General features: G+C 74.6%; 15 protein-coding genes. 10 read left to right on the top strand and 5 right to left on the bottom strand.

The genetic code is table 11. The features are described 5' to 3' along the window. The first annotated feature begins 27 nt into the window (after window positions 1–27). Entirely contained in the window at window positions 28–1,539 is a 1,512-nt protein-coding gene (locus tag OHA99_RS20720) for an MFS transporter (RefSeq protein ID WP_153179239.1), read from the top strand. Window positions 1,540–1,566: 27 nt separating this feature from the next. Further along, window positions 1,567–2,448 (top strand): aminoglycoside phosphotransferase family protein, encoded by an 882-nt coding sequence (locus OHA99_RS20715; RefSeq protein ID WP_405697152.1) that lies wholly within the window; start codon window positions 1,567–1,569, stop codon window positions 2,446–2,448. 22 nt (window positions 2,449–2,470) lie between these two features. Here OHA99_RS20715 and OHA99_RS20710 read toward each other — a convergent pair whose 3' ends face one another. Continuing rightward, entirely contained in the window at window positions 2,471–6,055 is a 3,585-nt protein-coding gene (locus OHA99_RS20710) for an AAA family ATPase (RefSeq protein ID WP_405697150.1), read from the bottom strand. A gap of 309 nt (window positions 6,056–6,364) precedes the next feature. Between OHA99_RS20710 and OHA99_RS20705 the strand changes: the two genes are divergently transcribed. The 3 genes from OHA99_RS20705 (at window position 6,365) to OHA99_RS20695 (ending at window position 9,977) form a co-directional block, all read left to right on the top strand. Then, complete coding sequence (locus tag OHA99_RS20705; protein WP_054103559.1) at window positions 6,365–7,066, top strand: response regulator transcription factor; 702 nt, start codon at window positions 6,365–6,367, stop codon at window positions 7,064–7,066. A 146-nt stretch (window positions 7,067–7,212) separates the two neighbouring features. Further along, entirely contained in the window at window positions 7,213–7,890 is a 678-nt protein-coding gene (locus tag OHA99_RS20700) for a DUF4255 domain-containing protein (protein ID WP_153179236.1), read from the top strand. Window positions 7,891–7,904: 14 nt separating this feature from the next. Next, window positions 7,905–9,977, top strand: coding sequence for an ATP-binding protein (locus OHA99_RS20695; RefSeq protein WP_405698985.1), 2,073 nt, complete (start codon window positions 7,905–7,907; stop codon window positions 9,975–9,977). 21 nt (window positions 9,978–9,998) lie between these two features. Here OHA99_RS20695 and OHA99_RS20690 read toward each other — a convergent pair whose 3' ends face one another. From OHA99_RS20690 to OHA99_RS20675, 4 genes are all read right to left on the bottom strand, one after another. Next, window positions 9,999–11,462 (bottom strand): RICIN domain-containing protein, encoded by a 1,464-nt coding sequence (locus OHA99_RS20690; protein WP_381505728.1) that lies wholly within the window; start codon window positions 11,460–11,462, stop codon window positions 9,999–10,001. A 99-nt stretch (window positions 11,463–11,561) separates the two neighbouring features. Continuing rightward, complete coding sequence (locus OHA99_RS20685; protein WP_405697148.1) at window positions 11,562–13,013, bottom strand: ricin-type beta-trefoil lectin domain protein; 1,452 nt, start codon at window positions 13,011–13,013, stop codon at window positions 11,562–11,564. 87 nt (window positions 13,014–13,100) lie between these two features. Then, on the bottom strand, window positions 13,101–13,784 hold the full coding sequence (locus tag OHA99_RS20680) for a DUF4157 domain-containing protein (protein ID WP_405697145.1): 684 nt from the start codon (window positions 13,782–13,784) through the stop codon (window positions 13,101–13,103). Between the two features lie 136 nt (window positions 13,785–13,920). Next, window positions 13,921–16,647 carry a hypothetical protein gene (locus tag OHA99_RS20675; RefSeq protein ID WP_405697143.1) on the bottom strand — a complete coding sequence of 909 codons (2,727 nt, stop codon included), beginning with the start codon at window positions 16,645–16,647 and terminating at the stop codon, window positions 13,921–13,923. A 414-nt stretch (window positions 16,648–17,061) separates the two neighbouring features. Here OHA99_RS20675 and OHA99_RS20670 point away from each other — a divergent pair, with 414 nt between their 5' ends. The 5 genes from OHA99_RS20670 (at window position 17,062) to OHA99_RS20650 (ending at window position 24,085) form a co-directional block, all read left to right on the top strand. Further along, complete coding sequence (locus OHA99_RS20670) at window positions 17,062–18,666, top strand: phage tail sheath subtilisin-like domain-containing protein (RefSeq protein ID WP_054101632.1); 1,605 nt, start codon at window positions 17,062–17,064, stop codon at window positions 18,664–18,666. 54 nt (window positions 18,667–18,720) lie between these two features. Continuing rightward, window positions 18,721–19,170, top strand: coding sequence for a phage tail protein (locus tag OHA99_RS20665; protein ID WP_007450914.1), 450 nt, complete (start codon window positions 18,721–18,723; stop codon window positions 19,168–19,170). Continuing rightward, window positions 19,170–19,691, top strand: coding sequence for a hypothetical protein (locus OHA99_RS20660; RefSeq protein WP_153179232.1), 522 nt, complete (start codon window positions 19,170–19,172; stop codon window positions 19,689–19,691). The genes OHA99_RS20665 and OHA99_RS20660 overlap by 1 nt, the downstream gene beginning before the upstream one ends. Continuing rightward, a complete protein-coding gene (locus tag OHA99_RS20655; protein ID WP_007450918.1) occupies window positions 19,688–19,846 on the top strand; it encodes a DUF6760 family protein in 159 nt (52 codons plus the stop codon). The genes OHA99_RS20660 and OHA99_RS20655 overlap by 4 nt, the downstream gene beginning before the upstream one ends. A gap of 132 nt (window positions 19,847–19,978) precedes the next feature. Next, window positions 19,979–24,085 carry a hypothetical protein gene (locus tag OHA99_RS20650; protein ID WP_405697140.1) on the top strand — a complete coding sequence of 1,369 codons (4,107 nt, stop codon included), beginning with the start codon at window positions 19,979–19,981 and terminating at the stop codon, window positions 24,083–24,085. Window positions 24,086–24,147 lie beyond the last annotated feature (62 nt).

Here is a 24,147-nt window from a genome sequence, read left to right as displayed (position 1 = left end):
CGTCCCGAATCGTGTTCTTCTGGCGAAATGAGTGGCTCCCGGACAGGTCGGACAGGGGGACCCGCCGCGCCCGGGGAGACCGATCCCCACCGCTGGTGGGGGCTGGTCGTCATCGCCCTGGCCCAGCTGATGGTCGTCCTCGACGCGACGATCGTGAACATCGCGCTGCCCTCCGCCCAGCGCGACCTGGACATGTCCGACGCCAACCGGCAGTGGGTGATCACCGCGTACACCCTCGCGTTCGGCGGTCTGCTGCTGCTCGGCGGGCGGGTCGCGGACCTGGTGGGACGCAAACGCACCTTCGTCATCGGCCTGATCGGCTTCGCCGGCGCCTCCGCGATCGGCGGCGCCGCCACCACCTCGGCGATGCTCTTCGGCGCCCGCGCCCTCCAGGGCGTGTTCGCCGCCGTGCTCGCGCCGTCCGCGCTGTCCCTGCTGACGACCACGTTCACCGACCCGCGGGAACGCGGGAAGGCCTTCGGCATCTACGGCGCCCTGGCCGGCAGCGGCTCCGCGATCGGCTTCATCGTCGGCGGCGTCCTCACCGAGTACCTGAACTGGCGCTGGTGCCTGTACGTCAACATCCCCATCGCCGTCATCGCGGTGATCGGCGCGTTCGCCCTGCTGCACGACCGGCCCGGCCACGCCGACGCCCGGCTCGACGTGCCCGGGGTGGTCCTCGGCTGCGGCGGCCTCGTCGCCCTCGTCTACGGCTTCAGCGAGGCGCAGCCCCGGGGCTGGACCGACCCGCTGGTGCTGGCCCTGTTCGCGCTGGCGGTGGCGTTGCTGGCCACCTTCGTGTGGTGGCAGACCCGGGCGGCCACGCCGCTGCTGCCGCTGCACGTCATCCGGGAGCGCAACCGCGCCGGCTGCTTCCTGACGATGATGCTGGCGGTCATCGGCATGTTCGGGCTGTTCCTGTTCATGACCTACTACCTCCAGGTCATCCTGGGCTACTCCCCCGTGCGGACCGGTCTGGCGTTCCTGCCGCTGACCGTCGCGATCGTCGTGGGCTCCACCCAGATCTCGGCCCGGCTGCTGCCGCACGTGAGTCCGCGCATGCTGATGGTGCCCGGCATGCTCCTCGCCTCGGGCGGCATGGTGATCCTCACGCGGATGACCGTGCACTCCGAGTACGTCTCCGAGATCCTTCCGGCGCTGGTGCTGATGGGCCTCGGCATGGGCCTGACCTTCATGCCGGTGTTCTCCACGGCCACCGCCGGGGTCGCCCCGAGGGACTCCGGAGTGACCTCCGCGACGGTCAACACCTCGCAGCAGGTGGGGGGCTCGATCGGCACGGCGCTGCTCAACACCATCGCGACGAGTACCAGTGCGTCGTGGATCGCGGCGCATCTGAGGGATCCCTCGCAGCGGGAGCTGATCGTCCGGGAGGGGATCGTGCACGGGTACACGGTGGCCATCTGGGTGGCGGCGGGGGTCATGCTGCTGGCGGGGGTGGTGGCGGGGGTGATGGTGACGGCGAAGGCGCCGAAGCACGGGACTCCGGCCGAGCGGGCGGTGCGGGAGCCGGTGGGCTGAGGCCGGGGCCACGGTAGGGTCGGGTGGGTGATTGTCGTACCTGATGGGCTTGTTGCCGCGCAGGCGAAGTACAACGGGGAGGCCGGGCGGACCTTCGTCGAGGGGCTGCCCGCGCTGGCGGCCGGGTTCCTGGAGCGGTGGGAGTTGCGGCTCGACGGGCCGTCGATGCACGGGTGGGCGGCGCTGGTGCTGCCGGTCGTGCGGCGCGACGGCAGCGAGGCCGTGCTGAAGCTCCAGATCCTCGACGCGGAGAGCGAGGGCGAGCCCGTCGCGCTGCGGGTGTGGGCCGGGGACGGCGCGGTGCGGCTGCTCGACCACGACGCGGCGACCGGGACCATGCTCCTGGAACGCCTGGACTCCGGCCGCATGCTCGCTCACGTCGAGGACTCCCGCGAGGCCGTCCTGGTCATCGCCCGGCTGCTGGCCCACCTCACCGCGACGCCCGCGCCGCCCGGGATGCGCCGGCTCGGGGACATGGCGCGGGGCATGCTGGAGCGGACGCCCGGGACGCTGGAGCGCATCGCGGACCCGGCGGACCGGCGGCTGGTCGCCGACTGCGCCGCCGCCGTGCGCGAGGTCGCCGACGAGCCGGGCGACCGGCTGCTGCACTGGGACCTGCACTACGAGAACGTGCTGGCCTCGGACCGGGCTCCCTGGCTCGCCATCGACCCCAAACCGCTGGCCGGCGACCCCGGCTTCGACCTGCTGCCCGCCCTCGACAACCGCTACGACCCGGCCGAGACCCGGTGGCGTTTCGACGCCATGACCGACGTCCTCGGCCTCGACCGGGAACGGGCCCGCGCCTGGTCCCTGGGCCGCGTGCTCCAGAACAGCCTGTGGAACGTCGAGGACGGCGACCCGCTGGAGACCGAGCAGTTGGAGATCGGGCGGCTGCTGCGCGACCTGTGAGGAGCGGCCGCACGGGACCCGGTCAGCACCGGGGATCGGGGTGCGGCTCCCGTTCCCGGTGTCCGCCGCGCTCCAGGGCGCCCGGCAGTTCCGTCCTGCGCCGTATCCGCAACTTGCGGTAGGTGCTGGTCAGATGGGTCTCCACGGTGCGCCGGGCGAGGTGGAGGAGGTCGGCGATCTCGGTGTTGGTGCGGCCGTCGGCGGCCAGTTCGGCGATCCGGCGCTCGCTGCCGGTCAGTGCCCCGGCACCGGTGCGGGCCGCCACGGAGCCCCGGGCACCGCCCTCGCGCAGGGCCTGCCCGGCCTGCGTGAGCCAGCGCAGCGCACCCTTGCGTTCGGCGAGGTCCGCCGCCTCGCGCAACCGGGACCGGGCGCGCCCGCGTTCACCGGCGTCGAGGAGCTGGCGGCCCTGGGCGAGCAGCGCGGGGATCAGCTCCATGTCGGTGTCGGCGGACGCGTCGCGCAGGGTCCGTACGGCCTCCTCGGCCAGCTCGAGGCCGCGCCGCCCGCCGGTCGCGGTGCCCAGCACGCGCAGGGCGCGGCCCACGGTGCGCGGGGTGTTCCACACCCTGGCCAGCCGCAGTTCCTCCGTCGCCAGCGCGAGCGCCTCGGGGCCGCTGCCGAACGCCAGCCGGATCTCCGCGACGGCGGTCCGCCACGGGGTGACGACCGGGCTGACCACCTCGCGGGCCGACTGGCGCCGCCCGCACTCCAGGAAGTCGTGGAGCGCTCCCGTCGGGTCGCCGGTGGCGGCGCGCAGCACGCCCCGCGCGTACAGGTAGCGGTTCAGCTCCCAGTTCTCCGGCACCTCGCGCAGGTCGAAGCGGTCCGCGAGGCGCAGGGCCTCGTCGGTGCGGCCGGTGTGGACCAGCGCCATCAGGGCGTGGGCGTCGCGGTTGGTGGGGCCGGGTCCGGGGCCGGGGTCGGCGGCGAGGGCGAGCAGCCGGGCGTGGTCGCCGCGGGAGGCAACGATGTCGGCGCGGGTGTTGAGCAGTGCGTGCTGCATCGGGTGCAGCAGGGCGGGGTGCTGTCCCACCAGGCCCCGCTCCACGAGCCGCTCGGCCTCGTCGAGTGCGTCGGCCCACTGGGCGACCGCGGCGGCGGTGCCGAGGAGAAAGGGTTCGGCGAGCGGGTCGGTGGGCTGGGCGAGCAGGTCCCGTACCCGGGTCATCGCCTCGTCGGCGGAGATCAGCCCGGCCGTCGCCGCGTACCGCACCAGCAGGGCCTGCCCGGCGGTGCCGACCAGTTCCGGGGAGACCCGGCCGGTCTCGGACAGCCACCGGTAGACCTGCTGCCGGGTCGCCAGGTCCTCGTCGGACAGCAGGGCGCCGGCGGTCTGCACGGTGCGGGCGAGCCCCGGGTGGGCGGACAGCCGGCCCTCGGTGCGGCGCAGTACCTCCATCGCCGTGCGGATCTCCCCGCGGCCGGCCAGGGCGGTGCCGAGGGCGACGGCGGTACGCACCTGGTTGCGGGGCTCGGCCGGCAGGTGCTGCGCCTCGGCGAGCCGTGCGATGGCGGCCGGGGTGTCGGCCGACGCGTACTCCAGGGAGCCGAGTTCGGTGAGCAGCCGCTGCCGCAGGTCGTCGGTCAGCGGTTCGTCCAGGGCCCGGCGCAGATAGCCGACGGCGTCGGCGGGCCGGGCGTCGTGCACGGCGACGGTGACGGCGTCGCGCAGGACGCGCAGTGCCCAGGACAGGCCGACGGCCGGGGTGCGCAGCAGGTGCCGGGCGACGGCCTCGACCCGGTCGCCGCGGCGCAGCATCGCCTCCGCCGCCGCCCGGTGCACGGCCTCGCGGCGCGGCCGGGGCCAGCCGCTGAGCACGGCGTCGCGCAGCAGCGGGTGCGCGTAGCGGGGGTGGCCGCCCGCGTCGGGGCGCAGCAGACCGAGCCGGGTCATGGCGGCGAGCCACCCCTCGACCCGCACGGGGTCGGCCCCGGCGGCCTCGGCGAGCACGTCGACCGGGTCCCCGGCCGATCCCCGCGCCGCGGACGGGGCGGGGGTGTACCGGAGCGTCGTACGGGGCGGGGTGGGCGCGGGCGGATCGGTGCGGCCGTAGCCGGCGGCACCGGAGGCGGCCCCCGGGCGGCCGTCGTACCGGGCGGCGGGAGCGGGGGCGGTGAACGGGTACAGGTACGGGTCCCGGTACGGCGGGTACGGCACGTCGGCGGGCTCGGTGGGGTGCGGGTAGGGCCCGTGCTCCCGCGGTTCCGGGAGGAGGCCCGGCTCCCCGGACTCCGGGAAGGCCGGCCGGCGCGTGTACGGCGACGGCGGTGCCTGCGGGTCGCGGCCGGCGTCCACCGCGTCCGTGCCCCACACGTCCCGGCAGCCCGGGGCGGTGGCCGCGGGTCGGCGCGCCCGTACCGCCGGTGTGTCGTGCGGGTGCCGGTGGACGGCCTCGGACGCCGGTGCGGGCGGGTGCGGGAGGGCATGCCGAGGCGCGCCCTGGCGCGGCGGACCGCCGGGCCGGGCCTGCTCGGGATCCGGGCCCGCGGGCCGAGCCTGCTCCGAAGCCGGACCGGTGGACCAAGCCTGGCCGGTGGACCCGGCCTGCTCCGAAGCCCGGCCGGTAGACCAAGCCTGGCCCGAAGCTTGGCCGGTGGACCCGGCCTGCTCCGAAGCCCGGCCGGTGGACCAAGCCCGCTCCTGAGCCGCACCGTTGGACCAAGCCCCCTCTGCAGCCGCACCCGTGGCCCAAGCCCGCTCCCGAGCCCATCCCCCGGGCCAAGCCCCGTCCGGAGCCGGACCGTTGGACCCGGCCCGTTCCGGAACCGCACTCGCGGGCCACGCCTGTTCCAGGGCCGCGAGGCAGCGCGCCACGTCGGCCGTCGCGGGGCCCGCGCTGTTCAGCCACCAGGAGACGGCGGCCGGGTACGACCCGGGGTACAGCGCGGCGCAGCTGTCCGGCACGGGCGGGACGCCGTCGGGGTGCGGGGTGCCGCCGAGGTCGTCCAGCAGGGCGTGCAGGAGCAGCGGGCTGCCCGCACCGGCCAGGACGACCTCCCGCGTCCACGGCGCGGACGCGTCCGGGAAGGCGTCGCGGACCAGCCCGGCCGCCGCCGCGTCGCTGAGCGGGGCGAGGGTGTGGGTGCGCACCAGGGACGGCGACAGGGCCTGGGTGAGTCCGGGGGGCCGCGGGTCGATGTCGTACTGGCTGCGCTCGGTGGCGACCAGCAGTACCGGTAATCGGTCGACGTGCCGGGCCGCCTCCGCCAGCCAGCGGCGCGAGGAGTCGTCGGCGAGGTGGACGTCGTCGACGGCCACCAGCACCGGACCCTCGGCGGCGTACGAGCGCAGCAGCCGCCACAGCCGGGCCGCGCTGCCCCGGTCGTCGCCGCCGGGCGTCATGTCGGTGAACTCCGGTACGGGGCCCAGGAGGTGGAGGACCATGGAGAAGGGCACCGGAGTGTCCTCGGGCGAGCAGCGCACGCGCAGCACCCGCAGGCCGCGGTCCCCGGCGTGCCGGACGGCGGCCTCCAGTACGGCGGTGCGTCCGGTGCCGCCGGCGCCGCGCAGCAGGACGAGGCGGCCGGTGCCGGCCCGGGCACGCTCGATCTCCGCGGCCAACAGCGCGTGGGCGTCGTCGCGTTCACGGAGCGGTCCGGTCATCGGTGCCTCCTGTGGTGGATGGTGCTCCCCCGGTGTGTGAGACGAACGACCACGGCGAACGGTGGTGCGAAGTGGCGCGGGTCACGGTGACCCGCGGCCGCCTCCACGTGCCCGCGCGTCCCCGCGCGACCACCGCGACCTGCCCGGACGCCCGCCCGCCGGCCCCTTGTGGCGGCCGGCGCACTGGTCTCGTGGTGTACCTCGTGGTGGTCCACGATTGCGAAGTCCCCGCAGTCCCATAAGTGTGGAACACGCACATCCGCTACCGGCCTGTGCCGTATTGCGGGCACGTGAACAGGGGGGAAACGGTTGCTCAACTCACCCCGCAACACCACCACATCCATCACGACCACCACCTCGGCCCGCGGCTCGGGCGCGGCGCCCGGCATCGTCGACCGGCGGGTTCCGGTGGCGGTGTCCGCTCCGGACCCGATCAGCCGCGAGGGCGCGGTCAGCCAGCTGCGCCGGCACCCGGAGATCGACCTGCGCGAGGAGTCGGGGCCCGGCACGGTCGCCCTGCTCATCGAGGACGCGCTCGACGAGGCCGCGCTGACCCGGCTGCGCCGCATCGTGCGCAGCGAGGGCGCGCGCGCCGTCCTCGTGACGGGCACGATCCGCGAGAGCGAACTGCTCGACGTCGTCGAATGCGGCGTCGGCGCGATCGTCTGGCGGCACGAGGCCACCGCCCACCGGCTGGTGCAGGCCGTCCTGGCCGCCTCGCGCGGCGACGGCGACCTGCCCGCGGACCTGCTGGGCCGCCTCATCAGCCAGGTGGGCACCCTGCACCGGGGCGCGGCGGGCCGCCCCGGCGCTCCTTCGCTGGGCCTCGCACCCCGAGAGGTGGACGTCCTGCGGCTGGTCGCCGAGGGTCTCGACACCGGAGAGATCGCCGGCAAGTTGTCCTACTCCGAACGCACCGTCAAGAACGTCATGCACGGACTCACCACGCGGCTCCATCTGCGCAATCGCGCCCACGCCGTGGCCTATGCCCTCCGGGAAGGCTACATCTGACCGAACGGGCAATCGAACGCGGGCTCCAGGGCCCGTACGGGCAGGGCGGGCTGCCCGGCCGCCGTCCCCGCGGCAGGTGCGGGCGGGCGGGCACCGGGGCACGATCGACGGCGGATGTCTGTGACGGGCAAGGCGGGAGCACGAGCGTGATCCACGAGGTGGACGAGGTCCTCAAGAGCCTCCTCAAGAGCGGGGCGTTGACGGACTCGGGCATCGACGTGGCCTTCGATGCGCCCACCCGTGACTGGGCGGCCCGGCGCAACGCTCCCGTCATCAACACGTATCTGTACGACATCCGCGAGGACGTGGGCCGGCGGCACCGCGGTCAGATGTCGGTGCGCGACGAGAACGACATCGTCGTCAAGCGCCGCCGCCCGCCGCGCTGGTTCCGGCTGTCCTACCTGGTGACGGCCTGGACGAAGACCCCGCAGGACGAACACCGCCTGCTGTCGGCCGTACTGGCGACGCTGCTGCCCCGCGAGACCCTGCCGCCCTCCGAACTTCCCGACGCGCTCGGTGCGCTGGGCCTCTCGGTGACGGTGGCGGTGGCCGGCACCCAGTCGGAGGCCCGGTCCTTCGCCGAGATCTGGTCCGCCCTGGGCGGCGAGTTGAAGCCGTCCCTGGACCTGGTGGTGACCGTGCCCTTCCCGGCCTTCCCGGAGTACGACGCCGGTCCGCCGGTCACCGAGGGCGCGACGGTCCGGGTCGGCGGCATGGAGGGCGACCCGCCGATGTCCGAGGGACGCTCGCACCGGCCGCACCAGGTGAGGGCTGCCCGCACCGTCCGGGGGGCCGCCCCGGACGGCCGTACGAAACGACAGTGACCCCGGTGAGCTCCGTGAACATCCCCGAGACCGGCCCGCCGGCCTCCCCGTCGCACCCCTCCGCCCGGACCGGACCGCCCGGACCGCCGGAACCGTCCGGCGACACCGCGCGGGCGCTGCTCGCCCGGCTCGGGGTCCTGCGGGACCGGGTGACCGCGCTGGTCGAGCACCGCACCGCCGACGACCCCACGGCCGACGACCCGCTGCGCGGCCTGTACCTGCCCGACGAGGCCGTCCACCACCTGCTGCGCACCTGGCCGTCCGGCGCCGACGCGCCCGGCACCGCGGAGCCCCCGGCCCACGCCGTCGGCCCGGCCGGCCCCGGGGACCGGCTGGCGCCGCTGGCCGGCCGGGCTCGGCTGACCGAGCTGGACACCGCCGTGCTGCTCGTCGCCCTCGCCCCCGACGTCGACCGCACCTTCGAGCCGCTCTACGGCTACCTCAACAACGACGTGAGCCGCCGGCGCGCCACCGTGGGCCTCGCCCTCGACCTGTGCGGGGTGCCCGCGCACACGGCGGCGGCCCGCGCCCGGTTCCACGCCTCCGCGCCGCTGCGCGCTCTCGGCCTGCTGGAGGTGGAGGAGCCCGAGCGTCCCTTCCTCACCCGTTCGCTGCGGGCCCCGGACCGGCTGATCGGCCACCTGCTGGGCGACGACGCCCCCGACGCCGCGCTCCGCGGCCTGCTGCTCGGGATGCCGGACCCGCTGCCCGCCGGGGGCGCCGACGCCGACGCGTTCGTACGCCGGCTGGCCGCCCGGCTGCACGAGGGCCCGCTCACCGCCTACCTGCGCGAACCGCGCGAGGGCGACGGCCTGGCCGCCCTCGCCCGCGCCCTGGACGCCGCGGGCGTCGACGCGCTGCGCTGCACCGAGCCCGAGGACCACGTGCCCGAGCTGCTGCGCGAGGCCCGCCTCAGCGGCCGGGCCGTCGTGGTGGCGGGCCTGCCCGAGAAGCCGGGTCCACTGGTGCGCGCGCTGACCGCGGCGGAGGACGTGACCGTCCTGCTCACCGACCCCCGCCCGTACGACCCGCACTGGTCGCCGACCGACCCGCTGGTCCTGGACGCACCGGGCCGCCGGGCCGGGGGCGCCGCCGCCTGGCGGACCGCGCTGGGAGCCGACGCCGACGGGTTCGACCTGGCCTCGGCCGTCGCCCCGTACCGGCTCGGCGGGGACCGCGTCCAGCGGGCCGCGCAGGCCGCCCGCGCCCTCGCCGCCTTCGACGGCACCCCGGTCACCGCCGACCACGTCCGGCTCGCCGCCCGCCGGCAGTCGGCCTCCGGCCTGGAGAGTCACGCCCGGCGCATCCGGCCCGCCGTGGACTGGCAGGACCTGGTGCTGCCCGACAAGCCCCTGGTGCAGCTCCGCGAACTCGCCCTGCGCGCCCGCCACCGCGACCGCGTCCTCGGCGACTGGCGGCTCAGCGCGGGCGGCGGACGGGGCCGGGGCGTCCTCGGCCTGTTCGCGGGCGAGTCCGGCACCGGAAAGACCCTGTCGGCCGAGGTGGTCGCCGCCGACCTGGGCCTCGACCTGTACGTGGTCCAACTGTCGTCGGTCGTGGACAAGTACGTCGGCGAGACCGAGAAGAACCTGGAGCGGATCTTCACGGAGGCCGACCGCACCGACGCCGTGCTGCTCTTCGACGAGGCGGACGCCGTCTTCGGCAAGCGCTCCGAGGTCAAGGACGCGCACGACAAGTACGCCAACATGGAGAGCGCCTACCTGCTCCAGCGCCTCGAGTCCTTCGACGGCATCGCCCTGCTCACCACCAACCTGCGGGCCAACATCGACGAGGCGTTCACCCGGCGCCTGGACCTGGTGGTCGACTTCCCCTTCCCGGACCCCGAGCAGCGCCTGGCGCTGTGGCGGCACGGCCTGTCCCGGGTCCCGTGCGCCGACGGCATCGACCCGGAGCCGCTGGCCCGGGAGTTCGAGCTGGCCGGCGGCTCGATCCGCAGCGCGGTCGTCACCGCCGCCTACCTCGCCGCCGGGCGCGACGACATGGTGACGGCGGACGACCTCCTGGAGGGCGCCCGCCGCGAGTACCGCAAGGCCGGCCGGCTGGTGCCGGGGGTGGGCGGCTGGTGACCGCCGGGTCCCCCTCGGCCGTCAGCCCTTCTTCGGGTGGATGATGTCCCACTCCTGGTCGTCGACGTTGCTGCAATGGTCGAGCACCATCTTGGAGAACAGGGCGCCGCCGTTCGCGCCCTCCACGCCGAGGCACTTCTGGTTGCTGGAGAAGTTGCGGATCCAGTAGGCCCCGCTCTCCTGCTTGTCGACCCACCAGAGCTGGTTGTCGTTCGCCGTGGTGCTGTCGCAGGTGAACTCGGTGACCGGCGTCCCGACGGCAGCGGCACCGTGGTACGGCAGGTCCATGCAGTACTTGTCCTTGATGTTCCGGATCTGGAAGAGCGCCGCCCCGCCGGGGCCGCCCTTCTCGTACTTCACCTCGAGGTCCCAGATCTGGTTGTCCCCGTCGGTGTCGTCGCAGACGGCCTGCTGGACGGGTCCGTCGAGCTCGCCCTTCTCCCGCCCGGGAAGCTCGGCGCACATGTGGCTGGTGGTGTTGCGCAGCAGGATGTTCCGGGCGGGGACCACCGGCTTCACGGCCGGCTTGTCGGGCTTCTTGGGCTCCCCGCCACCGCCGCCCTTGTCCTCGTCCTCCTTGTCCCCGCCGCCCCCGTCGTCCTTCGACTCCTGCGTGGCCGGCAGCTCCGCCTGCGGCTGCTCGACGGGCGCGGACTCGGCGCTGCTGGGCAGGGTCTCGGGGCTGGCGCTGGGACTGGGGGCGAGTGCGGCGCCCGCCTGCTGCGTCTGCTCGGTGGCGCTGCTGCGGACCTGCGGCTTGTACGCGATCCAGATCATCACGAACGCGATGGCCAGCGCCACGAAGATCCCGAAGAACGTCGCCAGCCAGCGCGGCAGAAACCCACGCTGCACATACGTGCCCTCGACCTCCGTCGGATCGACCCCCGAACGCCGCACCGCCAGCGTGTACGGCCGCTCCTCCTTCGACCCGAACCAGATCACCTGCTTCGGCTTCAGCGTCGTCTCCACGAACGCCGCACGCCCCGGCTCGATCTGCACATTCCCCGGACGCACCTCGTACGACAGATGATCACCGGTGTCGCTGCCCGCGACCGACGCCGTCACCTTCGTATTGCCCAGGTTGTCCACCGCCAGCCGCGGCCGGCCCCGGAACCGCCCCTTCACCGTCGGCGGCACCAACTCGGCCCGCACCTCGGTGAACGAGGTGATCGTGAGGTTCCCCTCCGGCACCGTCACCGCATCCGGATGCTCCGTCGGCGTGATCCGCACGGCATACGGATTCGGCCCCGCCGTCGCGTCAGGTGTACGCGGCGGCGCGAAGGTCAGCTCGACGGTGCCGGTCGTCCCCGGATACAACCGCAGGGTCTGCGGCTCCACCGTCGTCCAGGGAGCCACATCCCCCACCGGCTCGAACCGGTACTCGTCAACGACATCACCGGTATTACGCACCCTCAGGCGCACACGCGTACTGCTGCCGGGGTCCACAGTCGCGGACGCGGGCTCCAGGGAGGTCCACAGGCTCACACGCCGACGCTACCCGTCAACTGCGGGTCGGCCAGCGGCAGTCGGGGCAGGGCTCGCTGCCCCGAGGTGCCTGGTCGAGCGGCCGTCCGGCCCCGGGTGTCACTCCTTGTTCGGGTGGATGATCTTCCACTCCATGTCGTCGACGTTGCTGCAGTCGGCGATGTTCAGCGGGGTCTCGGTGCCCCCGTTCTGGCCCTTCACGTTCAGGCACTTGTTGTTGCTGGCGAAGTTGCGGATCCAGTAGTCGCCGCTCTCCTGCTTGTCGACCCACCAGAGCTGGTTGTCGGCCGTGGTGCCGTCGCAGTGGAACTCGGCGATCCCCGTCCCCACCGGACGGGCGCCGTACTCGCCCAGGTCCATGCAGAACTGGTCCGTGGCGTTCCGGATCTGGAAGAGCGGCACTCCGCCGGGGCCGCCCTTCGGGTACTTCACTTCGAGGTGCCAGTACTCGTTGTCGCCCTCTTCGTGGCAGTTGGCCTGCTGGACGATTCCGTTGATCTTGCCCTTCCCCCGTCCGGGGATGTCGGCGCACATGTGGGTGGTGGCGTTGCGGAGCATGACGTTCCGGGCGGGGACCACCGGCTTCACGGCCGGCTTGTCGGGCTTCTTGCCGCCCCCGCCACCGCCGCCCTTGTCCCCGTCGCCCCCGCCGCCGTCACCGTCGCCGTCGCTTCCGGTCTTCTCGGCGGCCGGCTGCTCGGGCTCTGCCTCGGGTGCGGACTCGGCGCTGCTGGGCAGGGCCTCGGGCGAGGCGCTGGGACTGGGGGCGAGTGCGGCGCCCGCCTGCTGGGTCCGCTCGGTGGCGCTGCTGCGGACCTGCGGCTTGTACGCGATCCAGATCATCACGAACGCGATCGCCAACGCCACGAAGATCCCGAAGAACGTCGCCAGCCAGCGCGGCAGAAACCCACGCTGCACATACGTGCCCTCGACCTCCGTCGGATCGACCCCCGAACGCCGCACCGCCAGCGTGTACGGCCGCTCCTCCTTCGACCCGAACCAGATCACCTGCTTCGGCTTCAGCGTCGTCTCCACGAACGCCGCACGCCCCGGCTCGATCTGCACATTCCCCGGACGCACCTCGTACGACAGATGATCACCGGTGTCGCTGCCCGCGACCGACGCCGTCACCTTCGTATTGCCCAGGTTGTCCACCGCCAGCCGCGGCCGGCCCCGGAACCGCCCCTTCACCGTGGGCGGCACCAACTCGGCCCGCACCTCGGTGAACGAGGTGATCGTGAGGTTCCCCTCCGGCACCGTCACCGCATCCGGATGCTCCGTCGGCGTGATCCGCACGGCATACGGATTCGGCCCCGCCGTCGCGTCAGGTGTACGCGGCGGCGCGAAGGTCAGCTCGACGGTGCCGGTCGTCCCCGGATACAACCGCAGGGTCTGCGGCTCCACCGTCGTCCAGGGAGCCACATCCCCCACCGGCTCGAACCGGTACTCGTCAACGACATCACCGGTATTACGCACCCTCAGGCGCACATGTGTGCTGCTGCCGGGGTCGACGGTGGCGGACGCGGGCTCCAGGGAGGTCCAAAGGCTCACACGCCGACGCTAACCGTTTGCGAAGGGCACGTCAGGAGTCGTAAGGGCACGATGGGTTGCCCCCGCGCCATCGGCTCGGACCGGTCCTCAGCCCGCTTCGTCCTCGTGGTCCGCGACCGCGCGCTGGGCGACGACGGAGGGGGCGGTCCGCGCTCCGGCACCGAAGGCGGCGCCGTCGGCCTCCGCGGCCCGTTCGGAGCCCTGGCCCGGGTCGGTCACGGCGAGTCCCGCCCCGTTGTCGTTGCCCGTCTCGCGGACGCCGGCCAGGTTCTCCTTGACGTGACCCAGCTCGTGACCGATGACGTCCTTGCGGCCGGCCGCCTGCGGGCCGAGGAAGACGTGGTTGCCGACGGTCATGGCCTGGGCGCCCAGCGCCTCGGTCGCGCGCTGGGCGACCGGGTTGTCGTGGAGACGGGTGGGAGAGAGGTCTGCCTGGTAGAACGACTCCGCCTCGGAGCGCAGGGGCCCGGACAGCGGGCTGCTCGGGGTGGCCATGGCCTCGTTCAGGAGCTGGACCTGGCCCTTCGGGCTGCCGTCGTCGATCCCGTCGTGTCCGCAGCCGGCGCCGTGCTGGTGCTCGTCCTGCTTGATGAGGCGCTGGACCGCGTTGTTTCCGACGGAACGCTGGAGCGCCATGACGGTCGCGGGGGTCATCGGGCCCGTGCCGACGCGTCCCGCGGTCGTCCCGGTGGGTCCGGTCACGGCCCGGCGCGGAGCCTGACCGCCCTTCGCGGCGCTCTGGTCGGAGGTTTCCTCGTAGGCGCGCACCATGGTTCCCCTTCGGTTCCCCCTCGACACCGGATGTCCGGCCTCCAGCCTGACGGGGGAGGCCCGGCCGCCGACAGGGCCGTGAGGGCAATGCCGGGGGCAGCTTCACCATGGCGGGGAAGGGTTCCGGTGGGTGGCTTCAGGACGCGAGCTGCTTGGCTATGTACTTCTCCCAGTCCTCCTGCTGCTCGGGGTCGTTGAGCGAGTCGCTCCACTCCTTCGCGTTCTCGTTGCGCCGGGCCGGGTCGCACTTGAGGTCCAGGAGCAGACCACGCGCCTCGGCACGGATGTCTTCGGGCACGTTCCGTCCGACGGGCACGGCCGGCCCGGCTGCCAGGGCGTAGATCTCCTGGGCCCTGAGCTGACGTTCACCCTGCTCGATGGACTTCGTCACCTTGACGGCCTCCAGGGCCGCACGCCAGCCGCTGCCCTTCTGCTCCTCGCCCGCCTCGGTGAATTCCGTGTCGCCCTGAGCCATGGTGGTGCGGCGCCACTTGTCGGGGTGCCGCACCGACTCGGCGCGCTTGTAGCCCCCCTTGCCGCCCTTGTAAGCGGCGAGGCCGCCCAGGACGGCCGCTCCGGTGGCACCCACGGCGGGTGCGGCCGGGGTGGCGAGCGTCCCGGCCAGGGTGATCACCACCAGGATCCCGCCCGCCGTACGGACCACGTTTCCGCCCAGGCTGACCGCACGCTTGATGATTTTGTTGTCCTGCTTGTGTATCGCGTACTGCTGCGCACTGGCGAGGTGTTCCCGCAACTCCGTCCTGAGACTCGCTACTTCCGCCCGGGAACGGTCGAGGGAGTCGATCTGCTCCGCTGTCGGGCCGGCCTCCGAGCCGGACTCCGCGGCCGCCTTGTCGACCAACTCCGCGTTCACTGCACCCAGGCGATCGAGCACCACCTGAAGCGTCCGGGTGCGGACCGCTTCCACGTCCTTGAGAGCGTGCTTCTTGAGTGCGTCGCGCTTCTGGGACGTGAGGTGGATGGCCCTGCCCTCGCGGGCACCGATCCCTACGGAGAACAGTCCGGTGGTGACACCGACGCCCTCTCCGGCGGCGGTCACTCCCTCCACGATGCCGCTCTTCGTCGCGGCGCCGCCGCCCACCTTCATCCCGTCACCGGCGAGCATGGTGGCGTTCGTCAGGACGCCGGCCGACTTGCCCTTCTTGTCCTTGTCCGCCTGGTGGGCGGCCGACCCCTGCGTGTCCTTCGGGGTCTTCAACGCGGACACGAGGCCGCGCGAGTCGTTGCCGAGCCCGAGAGCGGTGATGCCGAAGTTGTGCGAGGACTCGAACACCTGCTGGGACGGGGTGCCGAACGCCGGTGCACGGTGCGCGTCACTCGCGGCCGCGCGAGCCGCCGCTCCCGAGGGCGCGGTACCACGGAGGATCACGGTGTCGCCCGGATCGCCCATCTTCTTGAGGTTGGTGAAGCCGAAGGCCTTCGAGAACCTCTTCAGCCGCCCCGGCTTCTCCGGCTCCGCCGTCTGCTCCGTCTGCTCCGTCTGCTCCGTCTGCTCCGTCTGCTCCGTCTGCCCGGCGGCTTCCCCCGCCCGCTTCGTCGCCTCGGTCGCGCCCTCCCGCGCCGCTGCCTCGTCCTGACCCGCCTGCTGCCGCACCCGCGCCGCGGCGCCCGCCGCCGCCAGCGCGTCCTTCTCCACCTGCCTGTGGGCACTCGCCGTGGCCTCGAACCGCGCCACCTCCTGCTGCGCGGCGCCCTTGGCGTTCTCCTGCCGCTCCCTGTCAGCCGCGGCCCGGCTCACCTGCTGCTCCGCCGCGGCCTTGGTTTCCTCCCGCGTCGTCAGCGTGGCCTCGGCGTCCTCCCGCGCCCGGGTCGCCGCGGCGAACTCGCGCTCCCGGTCCTGCAACACGCTCTGGGCCTCTTCCACGCCCGTCACCGCCGACCTCACCGCGTCGTCCCGCTCCTCCACAGCGGCCTTGGCCTCTCGCTGCCTCTCCTCCTCGGCCTCGACCTTCCCCTGCCGCTTCTCCGCCTTCCGCTGGAGAGCGACCACCTGCTCCTTCGCGGCCGTGACCGCCGTGGCCCAGGTCTCCACCGCGGCGTGCGCGGCCTCCGCGGCCTGCTTCGCCTGCTTCTGCGCCTCGTCCTCGGCCGATGCCAGCGCCTCCAACGAAGCCTCGGCCCGCCGGTGGGCCTCCACCGCGTCGTCGGACTCCTTCGTGCACCTCTCCACCTCGGCCTCGGCGTCGGCCAGTTCCTTCGCCGTAGCCTCGGCCTTCTTCCTGCGCCGTTCCACCTCGGCCTCGACGGCGGCCAGTTCCTTCGCCGCCGTATCGGCCTCCTCCGTGCACCTCTGCACCTCGGCCTCGGCGTCGGCCAGCCCCTCGCGCGCCTCTGCCTGCCGTTTCCCGGCCGCGGTCTCGTCGCCGGTCCGGTCGCTCACGGCGGTCGCGGCCGCCGAGCGGGCCTTCTCGGCCTCCTCGACCTGTACCGCCCAATCCCGTTCCCTGCCCTCGGCCTCCGCCCGTTCCCGCTCGGCCGCGTCCGTCTTGTCCCTCGACTTGGCCGCTTCGCCCTCGGCCGCGGTCGCCTCTTTCCGTGCCGCGGCGGCGACTCCGGTCTTCCGCCACATCTGGGCCTCGGCGTCCGCCCGGGTCAGCGCCGCGGTCCCGGCCTGCTTCTTCAGGTCCTTCGCCTCGTCCTCGGCCGCCTGCTTCCGCCGCGCGGCGTCGTCCTGTTGCTGCTCCCCCTGCGCCTGCCCGGACCCGGACGCCGCCGCCTCCGGCGTCCGTGACGAGCTCGCCCGTACCTCGTCCGTGGTCTCGGGGCCCGGGCTCGTGACGGTCGCGCGCTGGATCGCGGTGGTGACGGCCCTGTTTCCCGCCTTGGCCTGCAAGGCGGCCATGCCCGGCTGGGGTGCCCGCCGGCGTGGCGGAGCCGAAAGGGCGGCAGCCGTGCGACGGTTCTGCGTCTCGTGCAAGCGGTCCGTCACGAACAACCCTTTCTACGTCCCCGTCACCGCCGCTGCCCCCGCAACGCCACGGCCCCGGTACGACGCGACTGCGTTCCCCGGCCGGGCGCGATCGCGAGATGACATCCTGGCGAACTGACACTCAATAGAAGATGTTGAAGCAGAAACGCCGGACAACCACCAGGGGTCCACCGGGGAAACGGCGCGAAACGCGGGGAGACTGCCCCAACGGGCACGACCGGGGGCACGGAATGTGCCCCCCTACCAGCACCCCGGGACGTTTCGGCGGGACCAACGCGCGCGTGAGGCTGAGGGGCGTCCTGTCTCGTACCCCGAGGAGAGCAGAGCATGCCGTCCTACCTGTCGCCCGGCGTCTACGTCGAGGAGGTGGCCAGCGGCTCGCGCCCGATCGAGGGAGTGGGCACGTCGGTGGCGGCCTTCGTCGGTCTCGCCCCGACCGGCCCGCTGAACGAGCCCACGCTGGTGACCAACTGGACGCAGTACGTCGCGGCCTTCGGTGACTTCACCGGCGGGTACTACCTCGCACACTCCGTCTACGGGTTCTTCAACAACGGCGGCTCGGCCGCCTACGTCGTCCGCGTCGGCGGTTCGGCCGAGGATGCCGCCGCCGACGGCTCGGTCAACGGCGCCGCCGCCCCCGCGGCCGTCACCGGCAGCACCGCCAAGGCGCTGACCGCCGCCGAGCCCAAGCAGCTCGGCACGTTCGCCGTGACGGCCACCGCCGCCGGCCAGAGCGGCCCGCTGACCGTCGAGGTCGCCGACCCCGAGGGCGAGGGCGCCGCCGAGCGCTTCAAGCTGATCGTCAAGGACGGCGACAAGCCGGTCGAGACCTTCGACGTGAGCGCCAAGAAGGGCAACCGCTCCTACGTCGTCACCCAGGTCAAGGAGCGCTCCAAGCTCATCACCGTGACCGAGGCCGCGCCCGCCGCGCAGCTGGTCCGGCCGGAGAACCAGACCGTGGCGCTGCCCGCGCCGCCGGCCGCCGCCCCCGCCACCCCGGCCAGGCAGGCCGAGAGCGTGCAGCCCGGACCGGCCGAGTACCTCGGCGACTCCGCGGACCGCACCGGTTTCGGCGGTCTCGAGGCGATCGACGAGATCTCCATGGTCGCGGTGCCCGACCTGATGGCCGCCTACCAGCGCGGTGCGATCGACCTGGAGGCCGTCAAGGCCGTCCAGCTCGGTCTCATAGCCCACTGCGAGCTGATGGGCGACCGCGTCGCGATCATCGACCCGCCGCCCAGCCAGAACGCCCGCCAGATCCGCGTCTGGCGGCAGGAGACGGCCGGTTACGACTCCAAGTACGCGGCCCTGTACTACCCCTGGATCAAGTCCTTCGACCCGGCCACCGGCCAGTCCCGCCTGGTTCCGCCGAGCGGTCACGTCGCCGGCATCTGGGCCCGCAACGACTCCGAGCGCGGCGTGCACAAGGCTCCCGCCAACGAGGTCGTCCGCGGCGCCGTGGACCTGGAGCTCCAGATCACCCGCGGCGAGCAGGACCTGCTCAACCCGATCGGCGTCAACTGCATCCGCTCCTTCCCCGGCCGCGGCATCCGCGTCTGGGGCGCGCGCACCCTCTCCTCCGACCCGGCGTGGCGCTACCTGAACATCCGCCGGTACTTCAACTACCTGGAGGAGTCGATCCTGATCGGCACCCAGTGGGTGGTGTTCGAGCCGAACGACCACAACCTCTGGGCCCGTATCCGGCGCAACGTCTCGGCGTTCCTGGTCAACGAGTGGCGCAACGGCGCCCTCTTCGGCCAGAGCCCCGACCAGGCCTACTACGTCAAGTGCGACGAGGAGACCAACCCGCCGGAGTCCGTCGACCTCGGCCGGGTCGTCTGCGAGATCGGCATCGCGCCGGTCAAGCCCGCCGAGTTCGTCATCTTCCGGCTGGCCCAGTTCTCCAGCGGCGGCGGCGAACTGGACGAGTAGGCGCGGACCGCGCCCCCGCCCTTCTCCCTCATCCTCTAGAAGGACAGCGAACCCATGTCTCTCCCCAAGCCAGAAGACGTACTCGTCGCACCGAATTTCGGTATCCAGATCGACGGTGTGATGGTCGAGTACCTCAACTCGGTCTCCAACCTCCAGATCGAGCAGGACGTCATCAAGTACCAGCAGAACCAGGGCACGACCGGACGCAACAACGTCACCCTGATGCCGGGCGTCGCCAAGGACGGCTCGGTCCAGGTCGAGCGCGGCATGAGCCAGTCGTCGGTGTTCACCCAGTGGATCAACGACTCCATGGCGGGCCGGATGGCCACCGCCCGCAAGAACGCCACGATCATCGTGATGGACTACGAGGACAACCCGGTCAAGCGCTGGAACCTGCGCAACGCCTGGTGCAGCAAGGTCGTGGCGGGCACCCTGAAGGCGGGTGACACCAACGCCCTGACCGAGACCATCACCATCGTGTTCGAAGAACTGGTCGTCGAGTAATGCGACGTTCATCTGCCAAGGCACCCGCCTCGGCACCCCAGACCGCGGTGGCGGGAGCGGACTTCCCCCGTTCGGCTCCCGCCGCCGCGTCCGCGGAGGCGCCGGCCGCCCCTCCCGCCGCGGCTCCGGTCGACACGGCACCGCGGCAGCAGATGCGGACCGAGTTCCCCTTCGAGCTGCCGCGCGGATACGTCGACGACTCGGGCACGGTCCACAAGGACGGTGTGATGCGCCTGGCGACGGCACGGGACGAGCTGATCCCGCTGCGCGACGTGCGGGTGCAGGAGAACCCGGCGTACCTGTCGGTGGTGCTGCTCGGCCGGGTCATCACCCGGCTGGGCACGCTGGCGATGGTGCACGACGGGGTGGTGGAGAACATGTTCGCCTCCGACCTGGCGTTCCTCCAGGACTTCTACCGCCAGATCAACGCGGAGGGGCACACCCGCGCGGCCGTGGAGTGCCCGCACTGCTCGGAGCCCTTCGAGGTGGAACTCGGCGGGAGCCGCCTGGGGGAATCGTGACGTACGCGACCGACCGGCTGCACGAGGAGATCGCGTACGTCGCCTACCACTTCCACTGGAGCCTGGAGGCGATCCTGGACCTGGAGCACCAGGACCGCCGCCGGTACACGGACCAGATCGCGTCCCTCGTGACGCGTGGCACGGCGGAGGGCTGATCGGTGGGATTCCTGGACCGGCTGCGGAGCCGTCGGGACGGTATCGGCGGAGCCGGGAGCGACAGCGGGGGCGGAGACGGAAACGGGACCGCCCCCGCGGGTTCGTCCCCGGCCGCGGACCCGGGACCGGTCGTGGACCCGGGACCGGTCGCGGGCGGGAGAACGGGTGGCCCGGCCGGGCCCGCGCCCGTCGCCGTCGCCGCCTGGACGGGCCTGCCGCCGATCCAGCGGGCCACGGGCGCGGCCCGTACGGGAGTGGCGGACGCCGGGTTCGGCGGCCGTCTTCCGACGTGGCAGAACCCGTCGTTCACCGGCGCGCCGTCTCCCGCGGTGCTGAACCCGGCCTCCGGCGACAGCCTGCTGTCCGGCGCGTTCGGTACGCCGGCCCGCCCGACGTCCTCCACACCGTTGGCGTCTCCGGCCGGCGCACCGCCGGTGCAGCGCATGCCGGTCGCTCCCCTGCGGGCGATACCGGCCGACGCCTCCGCCCCGGCCGCGCCCACGGGCCCCGTTCCGGGTATGCGGGGCGGTGCGTCCGGCCTGCCCGGCGCCTCCGGTTCGCGGAGCGGCGCGTCGGGTGCGCGGTTCCCGGCGCCCGCGTCTCCGGCCTCCGCCGCCGCGGCCTCCGTGGCCCCGGCCGCACCGGTCCAGCGGGCGGCTTCCGCCGGGCCGGCGTCGTCCGCGGCGGCCGCGAGCACACCGGCCCAGGCCCCCCCGGGGGTCCGGGTGACTCCGGTGCCGCCCGCCGCCGCCCCGTCTCCACGGCAGACCCTGACCAAGGTTCCCTCCGGGGCGCCGGCCGTGCAGCGCCGGTCCCTGCCCGCGAGCCGCCGGACCACCGGAAGGGCGCCCGAGTCCCCCGGAACGGCCGCTTCGTCGGCGGACGGTGACCGAGCGGACCCCGGCTCGGCACCGGCCGGGGGCGCCCTCCCGGCACCCCCGGCCGTGCAGCGCGCCGCGCTCCCGCCCGCCGCCACCGACACCTCCGCCAACGTCCCGGCCGACGCCACCGCCCCCGCCGACGCCGCGGTCCGGCCTGCGGTCTCCGGCGACGGGACGACACCGGCCGCCGGACCCCGGCACACCGCCCACCACGCCCACCCCGCCCCGGGCGACGGCCCCGCGTCGTCCACTCCGGTGCAGCGCGCCGCCGTACGGCCGTCGGGCGCCACGTCCGGCCCCCAGGTGCAGCGAGCCGCCCGCCCGATCGGCGGCGGCGCGACTCCCCCGCCGGGCCCCACCGCGACCGGCGCTCCGGCACGACGTACGGCGCCTCAGCCCAACCCCGCCCCCACGCCCCGCACTTCTCAGGCCGGTGACCTCACGGCGCCCGCCTCCGGCGTCCCCGGGGGACCCGGCACCCCCGTGCAGCGCACCGCCCGCCCGACCGACCGCAGCGCCACCGGCTCCCCGGCACCACGCACGGCACCGCAGACCAACCCCGCCCCCGCGCCCCGCACTTCCCCGGCCGCCGACCCGACGGGGCCCGCGACCGGCACCCCTGCGGGCCCCGGCACACCCGTGCAGCGAGCCGCCCGCCCGACCGACGGCAACGCGACTCCCCCGCCGGACTCCACCGCGACCGGCGCCCCGGCCCCACGCACGACGCCACAGACCAACCCCGCCCCCACGCCCCGCACTTCCCCGGCCGGTGACCTCACGGCGCCCGCCTCCGGCATCCCCGGGGGACCCGGCACCCCCGTGCAGCGCACCGCCCGCCCGACCGACCGCAGCGCCACCGGCTCCCCGGCACCACGCACGGCACCGCAGACCAACCCCGCGCCCCGCACTTCCCCGGCCACCGACCCGACGGCGCCCGCGACCGGCACCCCTGCGGGACCCGGCACCCCCGCGCAGCGCACCGCCCGCCCGACCGACGGCAACGCGACCGGCGCCCCGGCACCCACCGCGTCCCCGTCCGCCGACCCCACGGCGCCCGCGTCCGGGTCGGGGTCCGGCACGAAGGCCGGGTCCGCTTCCGGTGCCGCGAAGGGCGAACCCCCGGTGCAGCGGACGCCGTCCCGGCCCACGTCGCCCTCGCCGCGCCCCGCCCCCGCGCCGGCCGTCGGTCCCGGCGCCACCGGCCGGGCGCCCCGCACCGCCGACGGCGGTACGTCCGGCCTGCCGGTGCAGCGAGCGTCGTCCCCCGGTTCCGATCCCGCGTCCGGCGCCGGAACCGGCGCGGGCGCCCGGCCCACCGGCCGGGCAGCGACCCCGCCCTCCGCACCGTCGCCCCTGCCCTCGCCCCCGGCCGACGCTCCGGTCCAGCGTGCCGTGTCCGCACACCAGAGCCCCGGCACCGACGGCACCGACGACACCGGCGGCACCAACGAGCCCGCCACCCACCGCCCTTCGGCCGCACCCGGCGCCGACGCGTCGGCCGACGCCCCCGCCGAGCCGACCGTTGCCCGCGCCGACTCCGGCCGCCCCCGCGCGGACACGGCACCGGGTGCCGGGGCCCCGCCGGTCCAGCGCGCCGTGGCCCGGGTCACCCCGTCCCCGGGTGCCGAGGGCGGCGCACGGGCAACGCCCGCCGCACGGCCGACGCGAACCACCGGAAGCGGCACCGCGCCCGAAGCCCGGCGTGCCGCCACGCCTCCCCCGTCGGCGCCCCGCGCCTCCGCCTCCCCCGGCCTCCCCGCCGACGCGCAGCCCCCCGTCCAGCGCAAGGCGGCGTCATCGGGCCCGACCCAGTCGTCGCAGGCCCCGCAGCCGCCGGTGCAGCGGGCCGCGGCGGACGGGCCGGCCGGTGTGCCGAGCGCGCCTTCCGCCGACCCGGCACCCGCACCGCACCCCGGCGCAGCCCAGACGCAGCCCCCCGTCCAGCGAGCGGCCCAGAGTCCCGCCGCACCGGCCACCGCCGCCCGGCCCGAGCCGACCACTCCGGTCGCGCCGACCACGCCGGTCGCGCCCACCGTCGCCGTACCGCTCTCCCGGCCCGCACCCGGCAAGCCGTCGGCCCCGGCACATCCCGTACCGCAGCGCCCCGCGCAACAGCCCCCCGTGCAGCGCAGTGCCGCGCCCCGCCGTCCGGGCCTGGGCGCCCCCATCCCCTCCCAGCCGGCCGACGCCGTACGCCCCACCCCGACGCCTGCCACGGGGGCACCCACCGCGACGCCCGACGTACGCCCCACCGCGACGCCCGCCGTGGAGGCACCCCCCGCGACGCCCGCCGTGGCACCCGCCATGCCGCCCGTCCAGCGCGCCACGGCCACGCCCACCGCTCCGGCACCCTCCGCGACCCGGGACACCAGGCCCGACCCGACGCCCTCCGCCGCTCCGGCCGCGCGCCCCTCGCGCCGTTCCTCCCTCGGCGCCCCCCTGTCCGTGCCCCCGACCGGCACCGCCCCGCTCACCCATCGGTCCCCGGCGCCGACGCCCGCGCCCGGACTCGCGACCGAAGGCCGTACGCCGCCGCCCGTCCAGCGGGCCACCGCGTCGGCGGCCCTCCCGCCGGCGACACCGCTCGCGGCCCCGCCCTTCACGACGACGGCGGCCTCCTCGGCGGCCCCGGCCGCGCTCCCCGTCTCCTTCCCCGCGCCCCCGCACCCGGCCGCCGCCCCCACGGCCGCCGTCACACCGACCCTCATGACGCCCCTCCCAGGCGCCGCCGACGGGCCGCCGAGCACCACCGTCCAGCGCGCCCCGGCCGCGCGCCCCGCGGTGCAGCGCACCCCGGCCAGGGCCGTGCCGCTGCGCCGGCCCGCGTCCTCCCGCACCGGCGCGGCCCCGCTCCCGGTCGCGCCCCTCACACCGCCCGCACCGCCCGCGCCCTCCGCGCCGTCGGCGCCCCGTCCGGACCTTCCCGTCGAGACGCAGGCCCCGTCCGCCACCGCGGGCGACGGCCTGCCCCCGGTCCAGCGCCTGTTCGGCCGTGGCGGGCGGGGCGGGCGCACCACCGGTGCCCTGGCCGCGAGCGCGGCGGCCGCCGTGCACGACTCCCTCTCCCGCCTGCGGACCCCTTCGTCCCAGCAGGCCCCGCAGACCCCGGCCGGACCGCCGCCGCCGTACGATCCGCCGCCCCCGTACTCGGCGGGCCCCGCCGCGCCGCCCGCGGGGCAGAACGACCGCCCGCCCGAGTACACGGCGGTCCCGGCCGGCGGGTTCGACCCGCGCGCTCTCACCGACTTCCAGCTCGACGTACTGGTGCACCGGATCATCGGCCGCGTCACCCGTCTCGTCCGTACCGAACTGCGCATGGACCGCGAACGGACCGGCAGACTGCGCGACCCCCGCTGACCGGACGGCCGCGCCCGCCTCCACCGTCCCTCCGTCCCTCCGTTCCTACGACAGAAAGGCCG

The organism is Streptomyces coelicoflavus (genome assembly GCF_045041415.1).
Classification (GTDB): Bacteria; Actinomycetota; Actinomycetes; order Streptomycetales; family Streptomycetaceae; genus Streptomyces; species Streptomyces coelicoflavus.
Note: the sequence above shows the minus strand (reverse complement) of the source record. Positions and strands in the feature narration are given on the sequence as shown.